17 protein-coding genes are annotated in these 16471 nt (G+C 66.2%); 15 read left to right on the forward strand and 2 right to left on the reverse strand.

The window, feature by feature from the left end; genetic code table 11:
* The first annotated feature begins 33 nt into the window (after positions 1-33).
* From FM104_RS07530 to FM104_RS07550, 5 genes are all read left to right on the forward strand, one after another.
* A complete protein-coding gene (locus tag FM104_RS07530; RefSeq protein WP_087130812.1) occupies positions 34-1347 on the forward strand; it encodes a homoserine dehydrogenase in 1314 nt (437 codons plus the stop codon).
* Between the two features lie 29 nt (positions 1348-1376).
* Positions 1377-2339 (forward strand): homoserine kinase, encoded by a 963-nt coding sequence (gene thrB / locus FM104_RS07535; RefSeq protein WP_087131200.1) that lies wholly within the window; start codon positions 1377-1379, stop codon positions 2337-2339.
* Positions 2340-2505: 166 nt separating this feature from the next.
* Complete coding sequence (gene rho / locus FM104_RS07540; protein ID WP_087130813.1) at positions 2506-4776, forward strand: transcription termination factor Rho; 2271 nt, start codon at positions 2506-2508, stop codon at positions 4774-4776.
* A 24-nt stretch (positions 4777-4800) separates the two neighbouring features.
* Positions 4801-5886: a peptide chain release factor 1 gene (prfA, locus tag FM104_RS07545; RefSeq protein ID WP_087130814.1), complete on the forward strand. Its 1086-nt coding sequence runs from the start codon at positions 4801-4803 to the stop codon at positions 5884-5886.
* Positions 5887-5927: 41 nt separating this feature from the next.
* A complete protein-coding gene (locus FM104_RS07550) occupies positions 5928-6329 on the forward strand; it encodes a phage holin family protein (RefSeq protein ID WP_087130815.1) in 402 nt (133 codons plus the stop codon).
* Positions 6330-6341: 12 nt separating this feature from the next.
* Here the strand turns inward: FM104_RS07550 and epsC are convergent, their stop codons facing one another.
* Together epsC and cysK are read right to left on the reverse strand one after the other, a co-directional pair.
* Positions 6342-6911 (reverse strand): serine O-acetyltransferase EpsC, encoded by a 570-nt coding sequence (gene epsC / locus FM104_RS07555; RefSeq protein WP_087130816.1) that lies wholly within the window; start codon positions 6909-6911, stop codon positions 6342-6344.
* A gap of 45 nt (positions 6912-6956) precedes the next feature.
* Entirely contained in the window at positions 6957-7904 is a 948-nt protein-coding gene (gene cysK, locus FM104_RS07560) for a cysteine synthase A (RefSeq protein WP_087130817.1), read from the reverse strand.
* Between the two features lie 100 nt (positions 7905-8004).
* Between cysK and prmC the strand changes: the two genes are divergently transcribed.
* The 10 genes from prmC to FM104_RS07610 all read left to right on the forward strand — a co-directional run bounded on the left by prmC (position 8005) and on the right by FM104_RS07610 (position 16445).
* Positions 8005-8862, forward strand: a complete 858-nt coding sequence (gene prmC, locus FM104_RS07565) for a peptide chain release factor N(5)-glutamine methyltransferase (RefSeq protein WP_179206716.1) — start codon at positions 8005-8007, stop codon at positions 8860-8862.
* 24 nt (positions 8863-8886) lie between these two features.
* Positions 8887-9624 (forward strand): L-threonylcarbamoyladenylate synthase, encoded by a 738-nt coding sequence (locus tag FM104_RS07570; protein ID WP_087130819.1) that lies wholly within the window; start codon positions 8887-8889, stop codon positions 9622-9624.
* Entirely contained in the window at positions 9621-10796 is a 1176-nt protein-coding gene (locus tag FM104_RS07575) for an MraY family glycosyltransferase (RefSeq protein WP_087130820.1), read from the forward strand. The genes FM104_RS07570 and FM104_RS07575 overlap by 4 nt, the downstream gene beginning before the upstream one ends.
* Entirely contained in the window at positions 10793-11254 is a 462-nt protein-coding gene (locus FM104_RS07580; RefSeq protein WP_087130821.1) for a hypothetical protein, read from the forward strand. The genes FM104_RS07575 and FM104_RS07580 overlap by 4 nt, the downstream gene beginning before the upstream one ends.
* A 155-nt stretch (positions 11255-11409) precedes the next feature.
* On the forward strand, positions 11410-12204 hold the full coding sequence (gene atpB / locus FM104_RS07585) for a F0F1 ATP synthase subunit A (protein WP_087130822.1): 795 nt from the start codon (positions 11410-11412) through the stop codon (positions 12202-12204).
* A 44-nt stretch (positions 12205-12248) separates the two neighbouring features.
* Entirely contained in the window at positions 12249-12485 is a 237-nt protein-coding gene (atpE, locus tag FM104_RS07590) for an ATP synthase F0 subunit C (protein WP_087130823.1), read from the forward strand.
* Between the two features lie 28 nt (positions 12486-12513).
* On the forward strand, positions 12514-13050 hold the full coding sequence (locus tag FM104_RS07595; RefSeq protein ID WP_087130824.1) for a F0F1 ATP synthase subunit B: 537 nt from the start codon (positions 12514-12516) through the stop codon (positions 13048-13050).
* A complete protein-coding gene (locus FM104_RS07600) occupies positions 13050-13838 on the forward strand; it encodes a F0F1 ATP synthase subunit delta (RefSeq protein WP_087130825.1) in 789 nt (262 codons plus the stop codon). The genes FM104_RS07595 and FM104_RS07600 overlap by 1 nt, the downstream gene beginning before the upstream one ends.
* A 51-nt stretch (positions 13839-13889) precedes the next feature.
* Entirely contained in the window at positions 13890-15530 is a 1641-nt protein-coding gene (gene atpA / locus FM104_RS07605) for a F0F1 ATP synthase subunit alpha (protein WP_087130826.1), read from the forward strand.
* A gap of 18 nt (positions 15531-15548) precedes the next feature.
* Positions 15549-16445 carry a F0F1 ATP synthase subunit gamma gene (locus FM104_RS07610; RefSeq protein ID WP_087130827.1) on the forward strand — a complete coding sequence of 299 codons (897 nt, stop codon included), beginning with the start codon at positions 15549-15551 and terminating at the stop codon, positions 16443-16445.
* Positions 16446-16471 lie beyond the last annotated feature (26 nt).

Below are 16471 nucleotides of genomic sequence, written 5' to 3' on the forward strand. Positions count from 1 at the left end.
AAAGTTACGACACCGACGTGCTGAGGAGCGCAGATGACTGACTACCGCCGACTTCGTGTGGCGCTGCTGGGTGCTGGGGCCGTGGGCTCGCAGGTGGCATCGCTGCTGCTGCGTCACGGCGATGAGCTGGCAGACCGCGCCGGAGCCCGACTGGAGCTCGCTGGCATCGCTGTCCGCGACGTGGACGCGCCGCGCGACGTCGATCTGCCGCGCGATCTGTTCACGACCGATGCCGAGACGCTGATCACCGGTGCCGACATCGTCATCGAGCTGATGGGCGGCATCGAGCCCGCCAGGTCGCACATTCTGCTCGGGCTCGGCTCCGGCTCTGACGTCGTCACCGCCAACAAGGCGCTGCTGGCCACCCATGGTCCGGAGGTGTTCGAAGCAGCCGATCGCGTCGGCGCCTCGGTGTATTACGAGGCGGCCGCCGCTGGTGCGATTCCGATCATCCGTCCGCTGCGCGATTCGCTCGCCGGCGACCGGGTCGTGCGCATCATGGGCATCGTGAACGGCACCACGAACTACATTCTCGACCGGATGGACATCGAGGGCGCCGACTTCGCAGAGGTGCTGGCTGACGCGCAGGCGCTGGGCTATGCGGAATCGGACCCCACGGCCGACGTCGAAGGTCACGACGCCGCGCAGAAGGCGGCGATCCTCGCCAGCCTCGCCTTCCACACCGCCGTGCCGCTGGATGCCGTGCACTGCGAAGGAATTTCCGCCATCACATCGTCGATGATCGAAGAGGCGCGCGCTGCCGGATTCGTCATCAAGCTGCTCGCCGTGTGCGAGCGGCTCACCGGCGGCGACACGGAGAAGATCTCCGTGCGCGTGTATCCGGCACTCGTCCCGCGCTCGCATCCGCTGGCCTCGGTGCACGGCGCGAACAACGCCGTCTTCGTCGAGGCGGAGGCTGCCGGCTCGCTGATGTTCTACGGTGCCGGTGCCGGTGGCGTGCAGACGGCATCCGCTGTTCTCGGTGACGTCGTCTCGGCGGCGCGTCGCCACATCGCCGGCGGCGTCGGGGTGGGGGAATCCACCAGGGGCAACCTTCCGGTTGCACGCATCGGTGACGTCGTCACCCGCTACCAGATCACGCTCGAAGTCGCCGATGAAGCCGGAGTTCTCGCCGCGATCGCCGGACTGCTCAGCGAAGGCGGCGTCTCGGTGGCGACGCTCGTGCAGACCGCTGTTCCGTCCGAAGAGGGCGAGGAGGAGACAGCGCGCCTCATCATCGGAACGCACCGTGCGACCGAGAGTGCGCTCAGCGCTGCCGTCGAACGCCTCGCAGCCAGCGACGTGGTCGAACGCGTCGTGTCGGTGCTCCGCGTCGAGGGGGAGTGACCGTGGGCGTCACCGTCGTTCCTGGCGACATGGAATCGGTCGTCACGGCCGCACCGGCCACCGAGGGGGCGGTGCGTACGGTCACTGTGACGGTGCCGGCGACGAGCGCGAACCTGGGACCCGGGTTCGACACTCTCGGACTCGCGCTGAGCCTTTACGACACGCTGACAGTATCGTCGTTCGCCGATGATCGACTCGACATCGACGTCGCCGGCAATGGTTCCGATGCGATCCCGCTCGACGCCAGCAATCTCGTGGTGCGCTCGATCGCGCATGTGTTCGCTGACGTCGACCGAACCATGCCGGGTCTGCATATCTTCGCCGAGAACGGCGTGCCGCACGGGCGCGGGCTCGGGTCTTCCGGCGCAGCCGTGACCGCGGGCGTTCTCATCGCCAAGGGCCTGCTGGCGGGCGATGTCGACCTCGACGACGAGGCGCTGCTGCGGCTGGCCACCGAGCTCGAGGGTCACCCCGACAACGTCGCACCCGCACTGTTCGGCGGGCTGACGATCGCGTGGACCGGGGAGCGCGGGCCGCAGCACAAGAAGCTGCTGGTGCATCGCGGTGTCGCACCGCTCGTGTTCGTACCGGGGTTCACGATGTCGACCTCGCTCGCACGTTCGCTGCAGCCGCCGCAGGTGCCTCGCGAAGACGCCGTCTTCAACGTCTCCCGCTCGGCGCTGCTGGTGGCGGCTCTCACGCAGAGCCCGGAGCTGCTGCTGGATGCCACCGCCGATCGCCTGCACCAGGACTACCGCGGCGCTGCCATGCCCGAGACGCTCCGCCTCGTGCAGGCGCTGCGCGCGGAAGGCTTCGCAGCGGTCGTCTCAGGGGCAGGACCGAGCGTGCTCGTCCTCGCGGACGGCCCGGGTGCGAGACAGCGCGCGGTCGAAATAGCGGATGCTGTCGCCGACACCCCCTGGGATGCGCATATGCTCGCCGTCGATGTGCGGGGTGGTACAGTTAGGGATCGAGCGGAGGGCTCCACGTAACTACGTGAATCTGGCCCCATCGCACTTCTGCGAAATCCCCACGCGATCCCCAGAACCACCGAGGTCCTGGCTGGCAGGCGCTCTGCGTCGGCGCGTGTGATGCGCGCAGCTTCTGCTGTGTGCATATCCGGATTGCTCATTTCCCACGACATATAAGGGAGTACTCGTGGAGAATTTCTCCGAGACCCAGAACAACCAGTCGGCCGCTGAGACGGCCGCAACCGAGACGACCACGGCTGCAGCTCCGGCTCGCAAGCGCGCTCCGCGCCGTGCGACCACGGCATCCGCCGCGGCTGCTGCGGCAGCGACTGCTGAGGCCCAGACGGACGCTCCCGCTGAGGCTCCGGCCGCGAAGGAGCCGAAAGCCAAGGCACCGGCGGCCAAGTCGTCCGCGAAGTCGTCGGCGACCAAGTCTGCCGCGGCCAAGGAGTCGGCTGCCAGCGAGACCGCTGCCAGCGAGCCCGCTGCCAAGGAATCGAAGGAGTCGACGGCCAATGCCGACGATGCCGACGCGACCGCAGCTGAAAAGCCGAAGACCCCGCGCCGCTCACGCGCCAAGACTGCCGCAGCCGAAACGCTCGATCTGCCGGTCTCCGATGCTCCGGCCACCGAATCGTCGGCTGATGCTGCCGATGCCCCCGCTAAGCCTGCACGCAAGCGTGCTTCGCGCGCCAAGGCTCCGGCTGAGAAGACCGACGTCGCAGAGAGCACCGCGCCCGCTGAAGAGCACGGCGCCGCAGAGTCTGCTCCGGCGAAGGACGACAATGCGGATGCCGCCGAGTCGGGCAAGCGCCCCGCACGTGGCCGCCGTGGCTCCAAGGCCGCTGACACCGACAGCGCTTCCAGCAACGCAGAGACGGGCTCTTCCGACTCGAGCTCCGCCGCTCAGGGCTCTGACGATGCCGCATCCGCGGGGCAGGGCTCTCAGAACGGGCGCGGCAGCCGCAATGAGCAGAGCAGCTCCTCCGATGGCGACTCCTCGGACAGCGACGGCGACGGCGACGGCAACTCCCGTGGCCGCGGCCGTGGCCGCAACCGCAGTCGTGGCCGCGGTCAGAGCGGCAGCAGCCAGGACGGCAATGGCCAGGGTGGAAGCAACCACGATGGCAACGGCCGCGGCAACCAGCGCGGCGGCGGACAGAACACCGACGGCGCGCAGAGCGATGACGAGCACTCCTTCGGCCGCACCCGCCAGCGCAACAAGCGTCGCGGCGGCGGCAACATGAACTCGGATGAGTTCGAGACGGAGATCGGCGAGGATGACGTGCTCATCCCCGTCGCCGGCATTCTCGATGTGCTCGACAACTACGCCTTTGTCCGCACCACCGGCTACCTGGCGGGCGCGAGCGACGTGTACGTCTCCCTCGGCCAGGTCAAGAAGTACCACCTGCGCAAGGGCGATGCAGTCGTCGGCGCGATCAAGCAGCCGCGCGAAGGCGAGCAGCAGGGCCGCCAGAAGTACAACGCTCTGGTCAAGGTCGATTCGGTCAACGGGCTCTCGCCCGACGACGCCGCGAACCGCGTCGAGTTCGGCAAGCTCACCCCGCTGTACCCCCAGGAGCGCCTGCGCCTGGAGACCGCACCGGAGAAGCTCACCCAGCGCATCATCGACCTGGTCGCCCCGGTCGGAAAGGGCCAGCGCGGTCTGATCGTCGCGCCGCCGAAGGCGGGCAAGACCATCGTGCTGCAGCAGATCGCCAACGCGATCGCGCAGAACAATCCCGAGGTCCACCTCATGGTCGTCCTCGTCGACGAGCGCCCCGAAGAGGTCACCGACATGGAGCGCACGGTCAAGGGCGAGGTCATCGCCTCGACGTTCGACCGCCCTGCTGAGGACCACACCACCGTCGCTGAGCTCGCCATCGAGCGTGCCAAGCGGCTGGTCGAGCTCGGCCGCGACGTGGTCGTACTGCTCGATTCGATCACCCGCCTGGGCCGTGCGTACAACATCGCCACGCCCACCTCGGGTCGCGTACTCACCGGTGGTGTCGACGCTGCGGCTCTCTACCCGCCGAAGCGCTTCTTCGGCGCGGCGCGCAACATCGAGAACGGCGGCTCGCTGACCATCCTCGCTACGGCGCTGGTAGAGACCGGCTCCAAGATGGACGAGGTCATCTTCGAAGAGTTCAAGGGCACCGGAAACAGCGAGCTTCGTCTGTCGCGCTCGCTGGCCGACAAGCGCATCTTCCCCGCCGTCGACATCAACGCATCGAGCACCCGTCGCGAAGAGATGCTGCTCTCCGCCGACGAGGTGAAGATCACCTGGAAGCTGCGTCGTGCACTTGCTGGTCTCGACCAGCAGCAGGCTCTGGAGGTCGTGCTCGGCAAGCTGAAGGAGACGAGCTCGAACGTCGAGTTCCTCTTCCAGATGCAGAAGTCGATTCCGGCTCCGGCGTCGACCGGTTCGTCGCACTCGCACGAGAACAACATCCGCTGATCGGTCACTGAGCGGAGCCACGGGGTGTTCGAGTCAGTTCAGACCCTCATCGACGAGCATCGCCGGGTGCAGGAGGAGCTCTCCGACCCGGCGGTGCACGCCGATGCCGCCCGCGCGAAGCGCGTCAACCGGCGATACGCCGAGTTGAACCGGATCGTCGCGGCGCATGCCGCGTGGACGGCAGCATCCGAAGATCTGGATGCTGCCCGCGAGCTCGCCCGCGAAGATGACGCGTTCGCCGCCGAGGTTCCCGCGCTGGAGGAAGAAGCTCGTGTCACGCAGGAGAAGCTGCGTCGCCTGCTGATCCCGCGCGATCCTGATGACGCCCGTGACGTGATCATGGAGATCAAGGCGGGGGAGGGCGGTGCGGAATCAGCACTGTTCGCGGCCGACCTGCTACGCATGTACGTGCAGTTCGCCGCGCATCGTGGCTGGAAGACCGAGCTGCTCGAGCGGAACGAATCCGACCTCGGTGGCTACAAGGACGTGCAGGTGGCGATCAAGGGGTCGGCATCCGACCCGTCTCAGGGCGTCTGGGCGCATCTCAAGTACGAGGGCGGTGTGCACCGCGTTCAGCGAGTGCCAGCGACCGAGTCGCAGGGTCGCATCCACACATCGACCACTGGTGTACTGGTCTTTCCTGAGGTCGACGAGCCCGAAGAGGTTCAGATCGACGCGAACGACCTGAAGATCGACGTGTATCGCTCTTCCGGCCCCGGTGGACAATCGGTGAACACCACGGATTCCGCCGTGCGCATCACGCACGTGCCCACGGGCATCGTCGTCTCGATGCAGAACGAGAAGTCGCAACTTCAGAACCGTGAAGCCGGCATGCGCGTGCTGCGCGCCCGGCTGCTGGCCAAGCGTCAGGAGGAGCTGGATGCCGCAGCATCCGACGCTCGTCGCTCGCAGATCCGCGGCATGGACCGCTCAGAGCGCATCCGCACGTACAACTTCCCCGAGAACCGCATCGCCGACCACCGCACCGGCTACAAGGCCTACAACCTCGATCAGGTGATGGACGGCGCGCTCGATCCGATCATCGAATCGGCGATCCACGCCGATGAAGAGGCGCGCCTCGCCGCGGTCGGCTCGGACAGCCGTTCCTGACGGTCCCTCCGAATTCGCGGTCCGCGCGATATGCTCAGCGCGTGATCACCCTCTTGATTCGTGCCGGCATCTATCTGGCTTCTGCGGCGATCGGCCTGATCGTCGCTGATCTGATCCTGGAGGATTTCCGGATCGAGTGGTCGCAGTGGTGGGGCTTCGTCATCTGCGTCGTGATCTTCGCTGTGCTGCAGAGCATCCTCGCGCCGTGGGTCAGCAAGCTCGCCGATCGCTATGCGCCGGTGCTGCTCGGAGGAATCGGCATCATCTCCACGCTGATCGCCCTGGTCGTCGTCGTGCTCCTGCCGATCGGCGGTCTGCGCATCAGCGGGGTGGCCGGCTGGGTGCTCGGCGCAGTGATCGTCTGGCTCGTCACGGCGCTGGGAACAGTGCTGCTGCCGATGATCTTCATCAAGCGCAAGGTTCAGGAACGCCGCAGCCGCTGAGCGCGCGCAGCCTCAGATCGAGTAGTCGGGCGCAGCCAGCAGCGAGCGGGTGCTCTCGGCCGCATCACGCGGTCTGGCCTTCGCCGGTACGCCCACGAGCACGCTGTCGGCGGGTGCATCGCGGGTGACGACGGCGTTCGCCCCGACGACGGAGTTCGCGCCGATCGTGATCGGTCCGAGAATCTTCGCCCCCGTGCCGACGGCCACACCGTCCGACAGGGTGGGGTGGCGCTTTCCGGCATCCCGTGTCCGTCCGCCGAGCGTGACCCCGTGGTAGAGCATCACATCATCGCCGATCTCTGCCGTCGCGCCGATCACCACCCCCATGCCGTGATCGATGAAGAACCGTCGACCGATCTGCGCGGCCGGGTGGATCTCGATGCCGGTGAACCATCGCGTGATCTGAGAGCCCGCTCGCGCAGGCAGGCGCAGCCGGCGCCTCCACAGCGCATGCCAGACGCGGTGCGCCCAGATCGCATGCAGGCCGGGATACAGCAGCGCGACCTCGAGGGCAGTGCGCGCAGCGGGATCCCGCTGGCGCGCGGCTTTGATGTCCTCACGGATGCGGGCTATGACGGTCATGCGTCCGCCTTCCTGCTGAGTGATCGGTCGAGTCAAGTGGTCGGCTCAGGCTTTGGGCTCGTCGCGCAGGTCCTCGAACAGCGCTGTGGAGATATAGCGCTCGCCGGTATCCGGAACGACAGTGACAATGGTCTTGCCAGCGTTCTCGGGCCGCCGAGCGACCTGCAGTGCCGCCCAGACCGCGGCGCCGGCCGACATGCCGACAAGCAGACCTTCCTTCGATGCAAGTTCGCGCGCGGTGCGGATGGAGTCATCGAATTCGACCGGGATGACCTCGTCGAGCACGTCGCGGTCGAGGACATCGGGGACGAAGTTCGGGCCGATGCCCTGAATCTTGTGCGGTCCGGGGTGGCCCTCGGTGAGCACGGGGGAGTCCTTGGGCTCGACGGCGATGACCTGCACGCCGGGCTTCGCGGCCTTCAGCGCCTGTCCGGCACCGGTGACGGTTCCGCCGGTGCCGACGCCCGCGACGAGGATATCGACTGCTCCGTCGGTGTCGCGCAGTATCTCCTGGCCGGTGGTCTCGCGGTGGATGCGGGGATTCGCCTCGTTCTCGAACTGGCGCATCCACACTGCCCCGGGCGTCTCGGCGATGACCTTCTGCAATTCGTCGATCGATCCGCTCATGCCCTTGGTCGGGTCGGTGAGCACGATCTCGGCTCCGAACGCCTTCAGCAGGACGCGGCGCTCCTTCGACATCGATGCGGGCATCGCGAGGATCACGCGGTAGCCGCGGGCAGCGCCGACCATTGCCAGCGCGATGCCGGTGTTGCCACTGGTCGCCTCGACGATCGTGCCGCCGGGCTGCAGCTGTCCGGACGCTTCGGCCGCGTCGACCATGGCGATGCCGATGCGGTCTTTCACGCTGGAGGCCGGACTGTAGAACTCCAGCTTGGCCAGAACCGTCGCATCCACCCCCTCGGTGACGCGGTTGAGTCGCACCAGGGGAGTGTTCCCGAACGCGGTGGTGATGTCGGAGTGGATACCTGCCATGGCAGACCTTTCGTCGAAGGAATCAGCGTGTTCAGCCTACGGCGGCAGAACAGGCGGCGGCTGAATGTGTCCGAAGATGTGCAGCGCCTACTCTGAAGGGATGCCCGAGAACCTCGCTGCGCGTCTGCGCGCCATCGCCCAGGAGCTTGCCGACGCCGGGGTGTCGGACCCGCTGGTCGACGCCGAGTTGCTCGTCGGTCACGTACTGGGGCTCCGCCGTGGAGAGGTGCAGGCTGCGGTCGTGCGCGGCGACAGCATTCAGGAATCGGATGCCGTGCAGCTGGCAGCTCTGGTTGCGCGACGCGCAGCCCGCGAGCCGCTTCAGCACCTCACGGGCAAGGCCGCGTTCCGTCACCTGGAACTCGCCGTCGGCCCCGGCGTCTTCGTGCCGAGACCGGAGACCGAGACCGTCGTGCAGTTCGCCATCGACGCGCTCTTGGAGAATGCCGCCCCTGCGCCGGTCGCCATCGACCTCGGCACCGGCAGCGGCGCTATCGCGCTCGCGATGGCCACCGAGGTGCCGCACGCCCGCGTCTTCGCCGTCGAGCGCTCCGCCGACGCGCACGCCTGGGCCGCGCGGAACATGGCGGGAGTGCCGAACCTCGCACTCGTGCACGGCGACCTCGCCACAGCCTTCGAAGAGCTCCGCGGCACGGTCGATGTCGTGATCTCCAATCCGCCCTACGTGCCCGACGATGCGATTCCACGCGACCCGGAGGTGCGCCTGCACGACCCGGCGCAGGCGCTCTACGGCGGCGCGGACGGACTCGACGTGGTGCGGGTCATCAGCGGCCGTGCGCAGGAGCTGCTGCACGCCGGCGGTCTGCTCGTGCTCGAGCACGGTGAGCTGCAGGGAGAGCAGATCCGCAGCATCCTGGAATCCGACGGCTGGCGCGCGCCGGCGACGCACGAGGATCTGACCCGCCGCGACCGCGCGACGACCGCACTGCGCGGTTGAGCACCACCGTAGAATAGGCACGCCATGTCATCTGTCTTCGATTGCCGCGACGACTCTCAGATCCTCGCCGGAATGCGCCATGCTCGTCAGGCCATTGCGCGCGGTGAGCTCGTCGTGCTGCCCACTGATACCGTCTACGGGATCGCGGCCGACGCGTTCTCCCCGGCCGCTGTGCAGCGACTGCGTGAGGCGAAGGGCCGCGGTCGCGATATGCCGCCGCCTGTTCTCGTCTCCGGACAGGAGATGCTCGCCGCCCTGGTGGAGGAGGTCCCGGAGGCGGTGCAGAAGCTCGTCGACGCATTCTGGCCCGGCGGGCTCACCATCGTGCTTCCGGCGCAGCCGTCGCTCGTCTGGGACCTCGGTGAGACGAAGGGCACGGTAGCCGTGCGGATGCCCGACCGACGGATCGTGCTGGAGCTGCTCGCCGAGACCGGACCTTTGGCCGTGTCGAGCGCGAATCTGACCGGTCGCGACGCCGCGATCATCGCATCGGATGCGCAGGACATGCTCGGGGACAGCGTGGCGGTGTATCTCGAAGAGGGGTACAGCGAGACGGGTGTCGCCTCGACGATCGTGGATGCGACCTCTCTGGTCAGCCCCGTCGACGACGAGACGCCGGTCGTGCGTGTTCTCCGCGAGGGCGCCATCAGCCGCGAGCAGCTCGAGGGCGTGCTCGGCGATCTGCTCGAGGCGGAGGCCCAGCCGGGTGATGTCGCTGCGGACGAGACTCTCGGCGACGAAGGCCCGGTCGAGGCAGAGTGAAGCAGTACCTGTTCACGATCATCCTGACGGCGTCGATCACCTTCGCGCTGACATGGGCGGTCTGGCGGCTGAGCTTGAAGTTCAAGCTCTACCCCGGCATCCGTGAACGGGACGTGCACAAGACTCCGACGCCACGGCTCGGCGGCATCGCGATGTTCATCGGCATTGCCGCAGCGATCCTGATCTCGGCGGCCAACCCGTTCTTCGAGCGGATGTGGTCCCCGCCGCAGACCCTGTGGTCGATTCTCGGTGCGGCCCTGCTGATCGCCGTCATCGGAGTGATCGACGATCTCTGGGATCTGGACTGGATGATCAAGTTGGCGGCGCAGTTCCTCGCGGCCGGCATCATCACCGCGGGCGGTGGGCTGCAGATCCTCTCGCTGCCCGTGGGCGACATGATCCTGGTGTCGCCCTGGGTCAGCATCTCGATCACGATGTTCGCGATCGTCGTCGTCATGAACGCGGTCAACTTCATCGATGGGCTCGATGGCCTGGTCGCCGGAGTCTGCCTGATCGCCAATGGCGTGTTCTTCGTATACGCCTACATGCTCACCCGAGACTCGGGAGCCACCAGCTACTTCAACCTGGCGACGTTCCTCGCCGCGGTGCTGATCGGCGCGTGCATCGGCTTCCTGCCGTTGAACTGGACCCCCGCGAAGCTCTTCATGGGAGACTCCGGCGCCCTCGTGCTCGGGCTTCTCATGGCGACATCCGCCATCGCACTCACAGGTCAGGGCAATGCCTTCAATCCCGAGCAGTTCGGCCGTTCCCAGCTGCTCGGCGCGTTCATCCCGATCGTGCTGCCGCTGGTGATCGTGATGCTGCCGCTACTCGATTTCGGCCTCGCCGTGTTCCGTCGCATGCGCGCCGGCAAGTCGCCGTTCTCTCCCGACCGCAAGCATCTGCACCATCGGATGCTGGATGTCGGCCATCATGCGCGTGATGCGGTTCTGATCTTCTATGCCTGGACCGCCGTCATCTCGCTGTCGGTGCTGCTGATGTACATCGGCACGCGCCAGGATTGGCCCGGCGGTTATCTCGTCGGCGTCGGATTCGGCGTGGTCGGAGTCGCTGCGTGTCTCGTCGTCACGCTGATGCCGCCGAAACGCAGGCCCGCCGCATCCGACACCCCGAAATCTTCCGTCTCATCGCCTACCTTGGAGCCGAAATGACCCCGAGCCCTGTGTCCAGCACGCCGATTCTGCGGCGCACTCTGATCTGGTCCGCCATCGCGGCTCTCGTGCTCGCGATGATCGCCGGCGGAATCGGCTTCGCGGTGGCTGGAGTGAACGGACTGTGGAGCGGCCTGATCGGCGTCCTGCTGTCTATGGTTTTCCTGGGAGTCACGGCGGCCAGCATCCTGTTCGCCAACCGCTGGTTCGGCGATCCGATCTACGTGCAGATCTTCTTCGCGGTCGTGCTGGGCGGCTGGCTGCTGAAGATCGTGATCTTCATCGTGGCGATGCTGCTGATCGGCGGCCAGCCGTGGGTCGTGCCGATGATCCTGTTCCTGTCGATCATCGCGGGGGTCGCTGTTTCACTGGTCGTCGACGCCGTGGTGCTGATGCGGATGCGCCTGCCGAACGTCAGCGATATCGAACTGCCGACGACCGTCGAGGACGAGTCCTGACCTGCCCTCAGGGTTTGCTAAGCTAGTCAAGTCCCCGCAGGTTGTGTGGTGATCTTCCAGGTCACGGTGTCGCCGCGGGATGATGCTCATCCGTCCCTTCGCACCGATCTACACCTCGGTGCTTCAAAGCTGGAGCCGCAACGTTGACTCAAGCCGTGTCTCTCCTTGCCGCCGCGACTGAGGGTCCGACGTTCCATCCTCCGTCGATCTGGGACTTCTTCCCGCCGATCATCGCCTTCGAGGGCACGCCGTTCGCATTCACTCGCATCAACCTCGCGCAGATCCTCGCGACGGTGATCCTGGTCCTCGTCTTCTGGCTCGGCACGCGCCGTCTGCGAATGGTTCCGGGTCGTTTCCAGAGCCTGGTCGAGATGGGCTTCGGCTTCGTCCGAGGCAACATCGCGCACGACCTGCTCGGACGCAAGGACGGCGACCGCTTCCTGCCGATCCTGATGACGATGTTCTTCATGATCCTGTTCATGAACCTGACCGGCATCATTCCCGGTGTGAACATCGCCGGAACATCGGTGATCGCGGTGCCGCTCCTGCTGGCGCTGATCTCCTACGGAACCTTCATCTACGCCGGCGTCAAGCAGAGCCCCAAGGGCTTCGTGCGCAACTCGCTGTTCCCGTCCGGCATCCCGGTCGCCCTGCAGTGGTTCGTCGCGCTTCTCGAGTTCCTGTCGACCTTCATCATCCGCCCGGTCACCCTGACCCTGCGTCTGCTGATGAACATGATGGTCGGCCACCTGATGCTGGTGCTGTTCTTCTCGGCCACGCAGTTCTTCGTCTTCGGCCTCAGCGGCTGGTGGTCGACGCTCGGCGTCGCGACCGGCGCCTTCGGCCTCGCCTTCACCCTGTTCGAGGTCCTCGTGGCCGTCCTGCAGGCATATATCTTCGCCGTCCTGACTGCGGTCTACATTCAGCTCGCAGTCGCTGATGAACACTAAGGGGACAGGTCACCACCTGCCCACCAACCGAAAGGAAAACACCCGTGGACGCAACTACGGTTCTCGCTGAGATGACTGGCTCGATCGCGACCGTCGGCTACGGCCTTGCAGCAATCGGCCCGGCAATCGGCATCGGCATCGTCGTCGGCAAGACGATCGAAGGCGTTGCTCGCCAGCCCGAGCTCGCCGGTCGCCTGCAGGTCCTGATGTGGATCGGTATCGCCTTCACCGAGGCGCTCGCCTTCATCGGCATCGCCACCGGCTTCATCTTCGGCTTCTGATCCCGCTTCCGATACGTAAGGAGACAGGATGCTGAACGCTCTTGTCACTGCTGCGGAGGAGCAAGCTCCGAGTCCGCTGCTGCCGGCGTCGTATGACATCTTCTGGTCGGCGATCTGCTTCGTCATCATCCTCGTGGTGATCTGGAAGGTCGCGATTCCGAAGCTGACGGCGATGCTCGATGAGCGTGCAGCCGCAATTGAGGGCAACATCGCCAAGGCCGATGAGGCTCAGAAGCAGGCTGAGGCGGCGCTGGAGGAGTACACCCGCCAGCTCGCCGAGGCACGCACTGAGGCTGGGGAGATCCGTGAGGCCGCCCGCGTGGACGGCAAGAAGATCGTGACCGAGGCGAAGGATGCCGCCACTGCTGAGGCAGGACGCATCACCGCCGCGGCGCACACCCAGATCGAAGCCGAGCGCCAGTCTGCATTCGTGTCTCTGCGCAGTGAGGTCGGAACGCTTGCGATCGACCTCGCCGGTGGAGTCGTCGGAGAGACCCTCTCTGATGACGCTCGTGCGACGGCCGTCGTGGATCGCTTCCTCGCTGACCTCGAGAAGGCCAAGTAATGGGCAGCGCGACCACTCAGGCACTCGCGGCATCGACGGACGCGCTTGCCGCAGCGTCGGGCCTCACCCTCGACAACGCGGCCGAGCTGTTCACAGCTGCCCGCGCGATCGGGGAGTCGGCCCAGCTGAGCGGCGCGCTCGCTGATCCCGCAGCTCCGGCACAGGCGCGCACGGCGCTGGTCGACAGCGTGTTCTCTGGCGCCTCGGCACCAGTGCGCGCGCTGCTGACCGCGGTGACGGCCCAGCGCTGGTCGAGCGCATCCGATCTCGTCGACGGTGTCGAAGAGCTCGCGATCCGCACGGCCGCGATCGGTTCACCCGACGACGACGTGGCGGGGGAGCTGTTCGGCTTCTCCCGCGTGATCGCAGCGAACCCTGACTTCGAGCTCGCCCTCGGCCGTCGCTTCGGCGACGACTCCGCCAAGGGAGCGCTCGTCGCGAAGGTGCTCGGCAAGACGGCGGCTCCGGCTACCGTGCTGATCGCTTCTTCTCTGGTGCGCCAGCCGCGTGAGCGTCGGGTTCGCCAGATCATCAGCCGCGCGATCGACATCGTCGCAGCCCAGGCCGACCGCACCGTCGCCACCGTGTACACAGCCACTCCGCTGGCTGCTGCTCAGGAGACCCGTCTCCGTGATGCTCTGGCTAGCCGCTATGGGGGCAAGATCTCTGTGAACCAGGTGATCGACCCCACCGTCGTCGGGGGACTGCGCGTGCAGATCGCCAACGACGTCATCGACGGCAGCATCTCCGCCCGACTCGCCGACCTTCGCCAGAAGCTCGCGAGCTGACAACGACTGGCGCGGGGAACCGCGCTCACCCAGACACACAAAGGGAAGACAATGGCAGAACTATCGATCAGCCCCGACGTCATCCGTGACGCGCTGAAGGACTTCGCCGCCGCATATGAGCCCACCGGGGCCGCGGCGACCGAGGTCGGCACCGTCATCGACGCAGCTGACGGCATCGCGCACGTCGAGGGACTGCCCGGCGTCATGGCGAACGAGCTTGTTACATTCGCGGACGGGACCAAGGGCCTCGCGCTGAACCTCGACGAGCACAAGATCGGCGTGGTCGTCCTCGGCGAGTTCACCGGCATCGAAGCAGGTCAGGAGGTCACCCGAACGGGTGAGGTCCTCTCCGTGCCCGTCGGCGACGGCTACCTGGGTCGTGTCGTCGACCCGCTCGGCACCCCGATCGACGGCCTCGGTGCAATCGCCACCGAGGGCGTGCGCGCTCTTGAACTGCAGGCGCCCGGCGTCATGCAGCGCAAGTCGGTGCACGAGCCGATGCAGACCGGCATCAAGGCGATCGACGCCATGATCCCTGTCGGCCGTGGTCAGCGTCAGCTGATCATCGGTGACCGTCAGACCGGTAAGACGGCGCTGGCGATCGACACGATCATCAACCAGAAGGCCAACTGGGAATCGGGCGACGTCAACAAGCAGGTTCGCTGCATCTACGTCGCGATCGGCCAGAAGGGCTCGACCATCGCCTCGGTGAAGGGCGCGCTCGAAGAGGCCGGCGCACTGGAGTACACCACGATCGTGGCGGCTCCGGCATCCGACCCCGCTGGTTTCAAGTACCTCGCTCCGTACACCGGCTCGGCCATCGGCCAGCACTGGATGTACGGCGGCAAGCACGTGCTCATCGTCTTCGACGACCTGTCGAAGCAGGCTGAGGCCTACCGAGCCGTTTCCCTTCTGCTGCGCCGCCCGCCGGGCCGCGAGGCATACCCCGGTGACGTCTTCTACCTGCACTCGCGTCTGCTCGAGCGCTGCGCGAAGCTCTCCGACGAGCTGGGCGCCGGATCGATGACGGGTCTGCCCATCATCGAGACCAAGGCCAACGACGTCTCGGCATACATCCCGACCAACGTGATCTCGATCACCGACGGCCAGATCTTCCTGCAGTCCGACCTGTTCAACGCCAACCAGCGTCCGGCAGTCGACGTGGGCATCTCGGTCTCGCGAGTCGGCGGTGACGCTCAGGTCAAGTCGATCAAGAAGGTCTCCGGAACGTTGAAGCTCGAGCTCGCGCAGTACCGCTCGCTCGAGGCCTTCGCCATGTTCGCCTCGGACCTCGATGCGGCATCGCGTCGTCAGCTCTCGCGTGGTGCGCGCCTGACCGAGCTGCTCAAGCAGCCGCAGTACTCGCCGTACCCCGTCGAGGACCAGGTCGTCTCGATCTGGGCGGGAACCAACGGCAAGCTCGACACGATCGAGGTCGAAGACGTGCTGCGTTTCGAGCGCGATCTGCTCGACCACCTGCGTCGCAACAGCACTGTCCTCGACACTCTGCGTGAGACGAACGTCCTCGATGACGCCACCGTCGCAGAACTCGACAAGCAGGTCGACGCATTCATCCTGGAGTTCCAGGGTGGCAAGGGCCACGCCATCGGCGCCCCTGGCCACGAGGAGCATGCTGCCGCCGAGGCAGAGGACGTCAACCAGGAGAAGATCGTCAAGGGCCGTCGCGCGTAACCGCGTGGGATATAGATAATGGGCGCTCAACTCAGGGTCTACAAGCAGAAGATCAGTTCTGCTCAGACGACCAAGAAGATCACGAAGGCGATGGAACTCATCGCGGCTTCGCGCATTCAGAAGGCCATGGCACGCGTGAAAGCGTCCAGCCCCTTCGCGCGTGCCGTGACGAGGGCTGTCTCTGCCGTCGCGACGCACTCGAACGTCGATCATCCGCTCACCCGCGAGCCCGAGAAGATCAGCCGCTCCGCGGTGGTCATCTTCTCGTCCGACCGCGGTCTTGCCGGAGCCTTCAACTCGCAGATCCTCCGTGAGGCTCTCGAGGTGGCAGAGCTCCTGCGCGAGCAGGGCAAGGAGCCGGTTTTCTACCTGGTCGGCCGCAAGGCTGTCGGGTACTTCCAGTTCCGTCGCATCGCTGCGGCAGCGGAGTGGACCGGCGACACGGATACGCCGTCCTTCCACACTGCTGAAGAGATCTCACAGACCCTGCTGGACGCTTTCTCCCGTGGAGGAAGCGCCGGTGGTGTCGACGAGATCACCCTCGTGTACAACCGCTTCGTCAGCATGATGACGCAGTCGCCGGAGAACGTCCGACTGCTTCCGCTGGAGATCTCGGAGGCCGACGACTCAGAGGCTGGTACGACCGTGTACCCGCTGTACGAGTTCGAACCCGACGCCGAGACCGTGCTGGATGCGATTCTCCCGGTGTACATCCAGAGCCGCGTCTTCAACGCCATGCTGCAGTCCTCCGCGGCGAAGCAGGCGGCCACGCAGAAGGCGATGAAGTCGGCCAGCGACAACGCCGACAAGCTGATCACCGATTACACCCGCCTGCGCAACAATGCGCGCCAGGCCGAGATCACCCAGCAGATCGCCGAGATCGTCGGTGGCGCCGACGCTCTGGCATCCAAGTGATAGACCCTCAGGAAAGAGACGAAGAA

The sequence above is a fragment of the Microbacterium esteraromaticum genome (genome assembly GCF_900163815.1).
GTDB lineage: Bacteria > Actinomycetota > Actinomycetes > Actinomycetales > Microbacteriaceae > Microbacterium > Microbacterium esteraromaticum_B.

What these genes read in the sequence shown, in the direction of transcription:
- FM104_RS07530 (WP_087130812.1), top strand. Translation starts at nt 34, where the DNA reads ATGACTGACTACCGCCGACTTCGTGTGGCGCTGCTGGGTGCTGGGGCC.
- thrB (WP_087131200.1), top strand. Translation starts at nt 1,377, where the DNA reads ATGGAATCGGTCGTCACGGCCGCACCGGCCACCGAGGGGGCGGTGCGT.
- epsC (WP_087130816.1), bottom strand. Translation starts at nt 6,911, where the DNA reads ATGACCGTCATAGCCCGCATCCGTGAGGACATCAAAGCCGCGCGCCAG.
- cysK (WP_087130817.1), bottom strand. Translation starts at nt 7,904, where the DNA reads ATGGCAGGTATCCACTCCGACATCACCACCGCGTTCGGGAACACTCCC.
- prmC (WP_179206716.1), top strand. Translation starts at nt 8,005, where the DNA reads ATGCCCGAGAACCTCGCTGCGCGTCTGCGCGCCATCGCCCAGGAGCTT.
- FM104_RS07570 (WP_087130819.1), top strand. Translation starts at nt 8,887, where the DNA reads ATGTCATCTGTCTTCGATTGCCGCGACGACTCTCAGATCCTCGCCGGA.
- FM104_RS07580 (WP_087130821.1), top strand. Translation starts at nt 10,793, where the DNA reads ATGACCCCGAGCCCTGTGTCCAGCACGCCGATTCTGCGGCGCACTCTG.
- FM104_RS07595 (WP_087130824.1), top strand. Translation starts at nt 12,514, where the DNA reads ATGCTGAACGCTCTTGTCACTGCTGCGGAGGAGCAAGCTCCGAGTCCG.
- FM104_RS07600 (WP_087130825.1), top strand. Translation starts at nt 13,050, where the DNA reads ATGGGCAGCGCGACCACTCAGGCACTCGCGGCATCGACGGACGCGCTT.
- atpA (WP_087130826.1), top strand. Translation starts at nt 13,890, where the DNA reads ATGGCAGAACTATCGATCAGCCCCGACGTCATCCGTGACGCGCTGAAG.
- FM104_RS07610 (WP_087130827.1), top strand. Translation starts at nt 15,549, where the DNA reads ATGGGCGCTCAACTCAGGGTCTACAAGCAGAAGATCAGTTCTGCTCAG.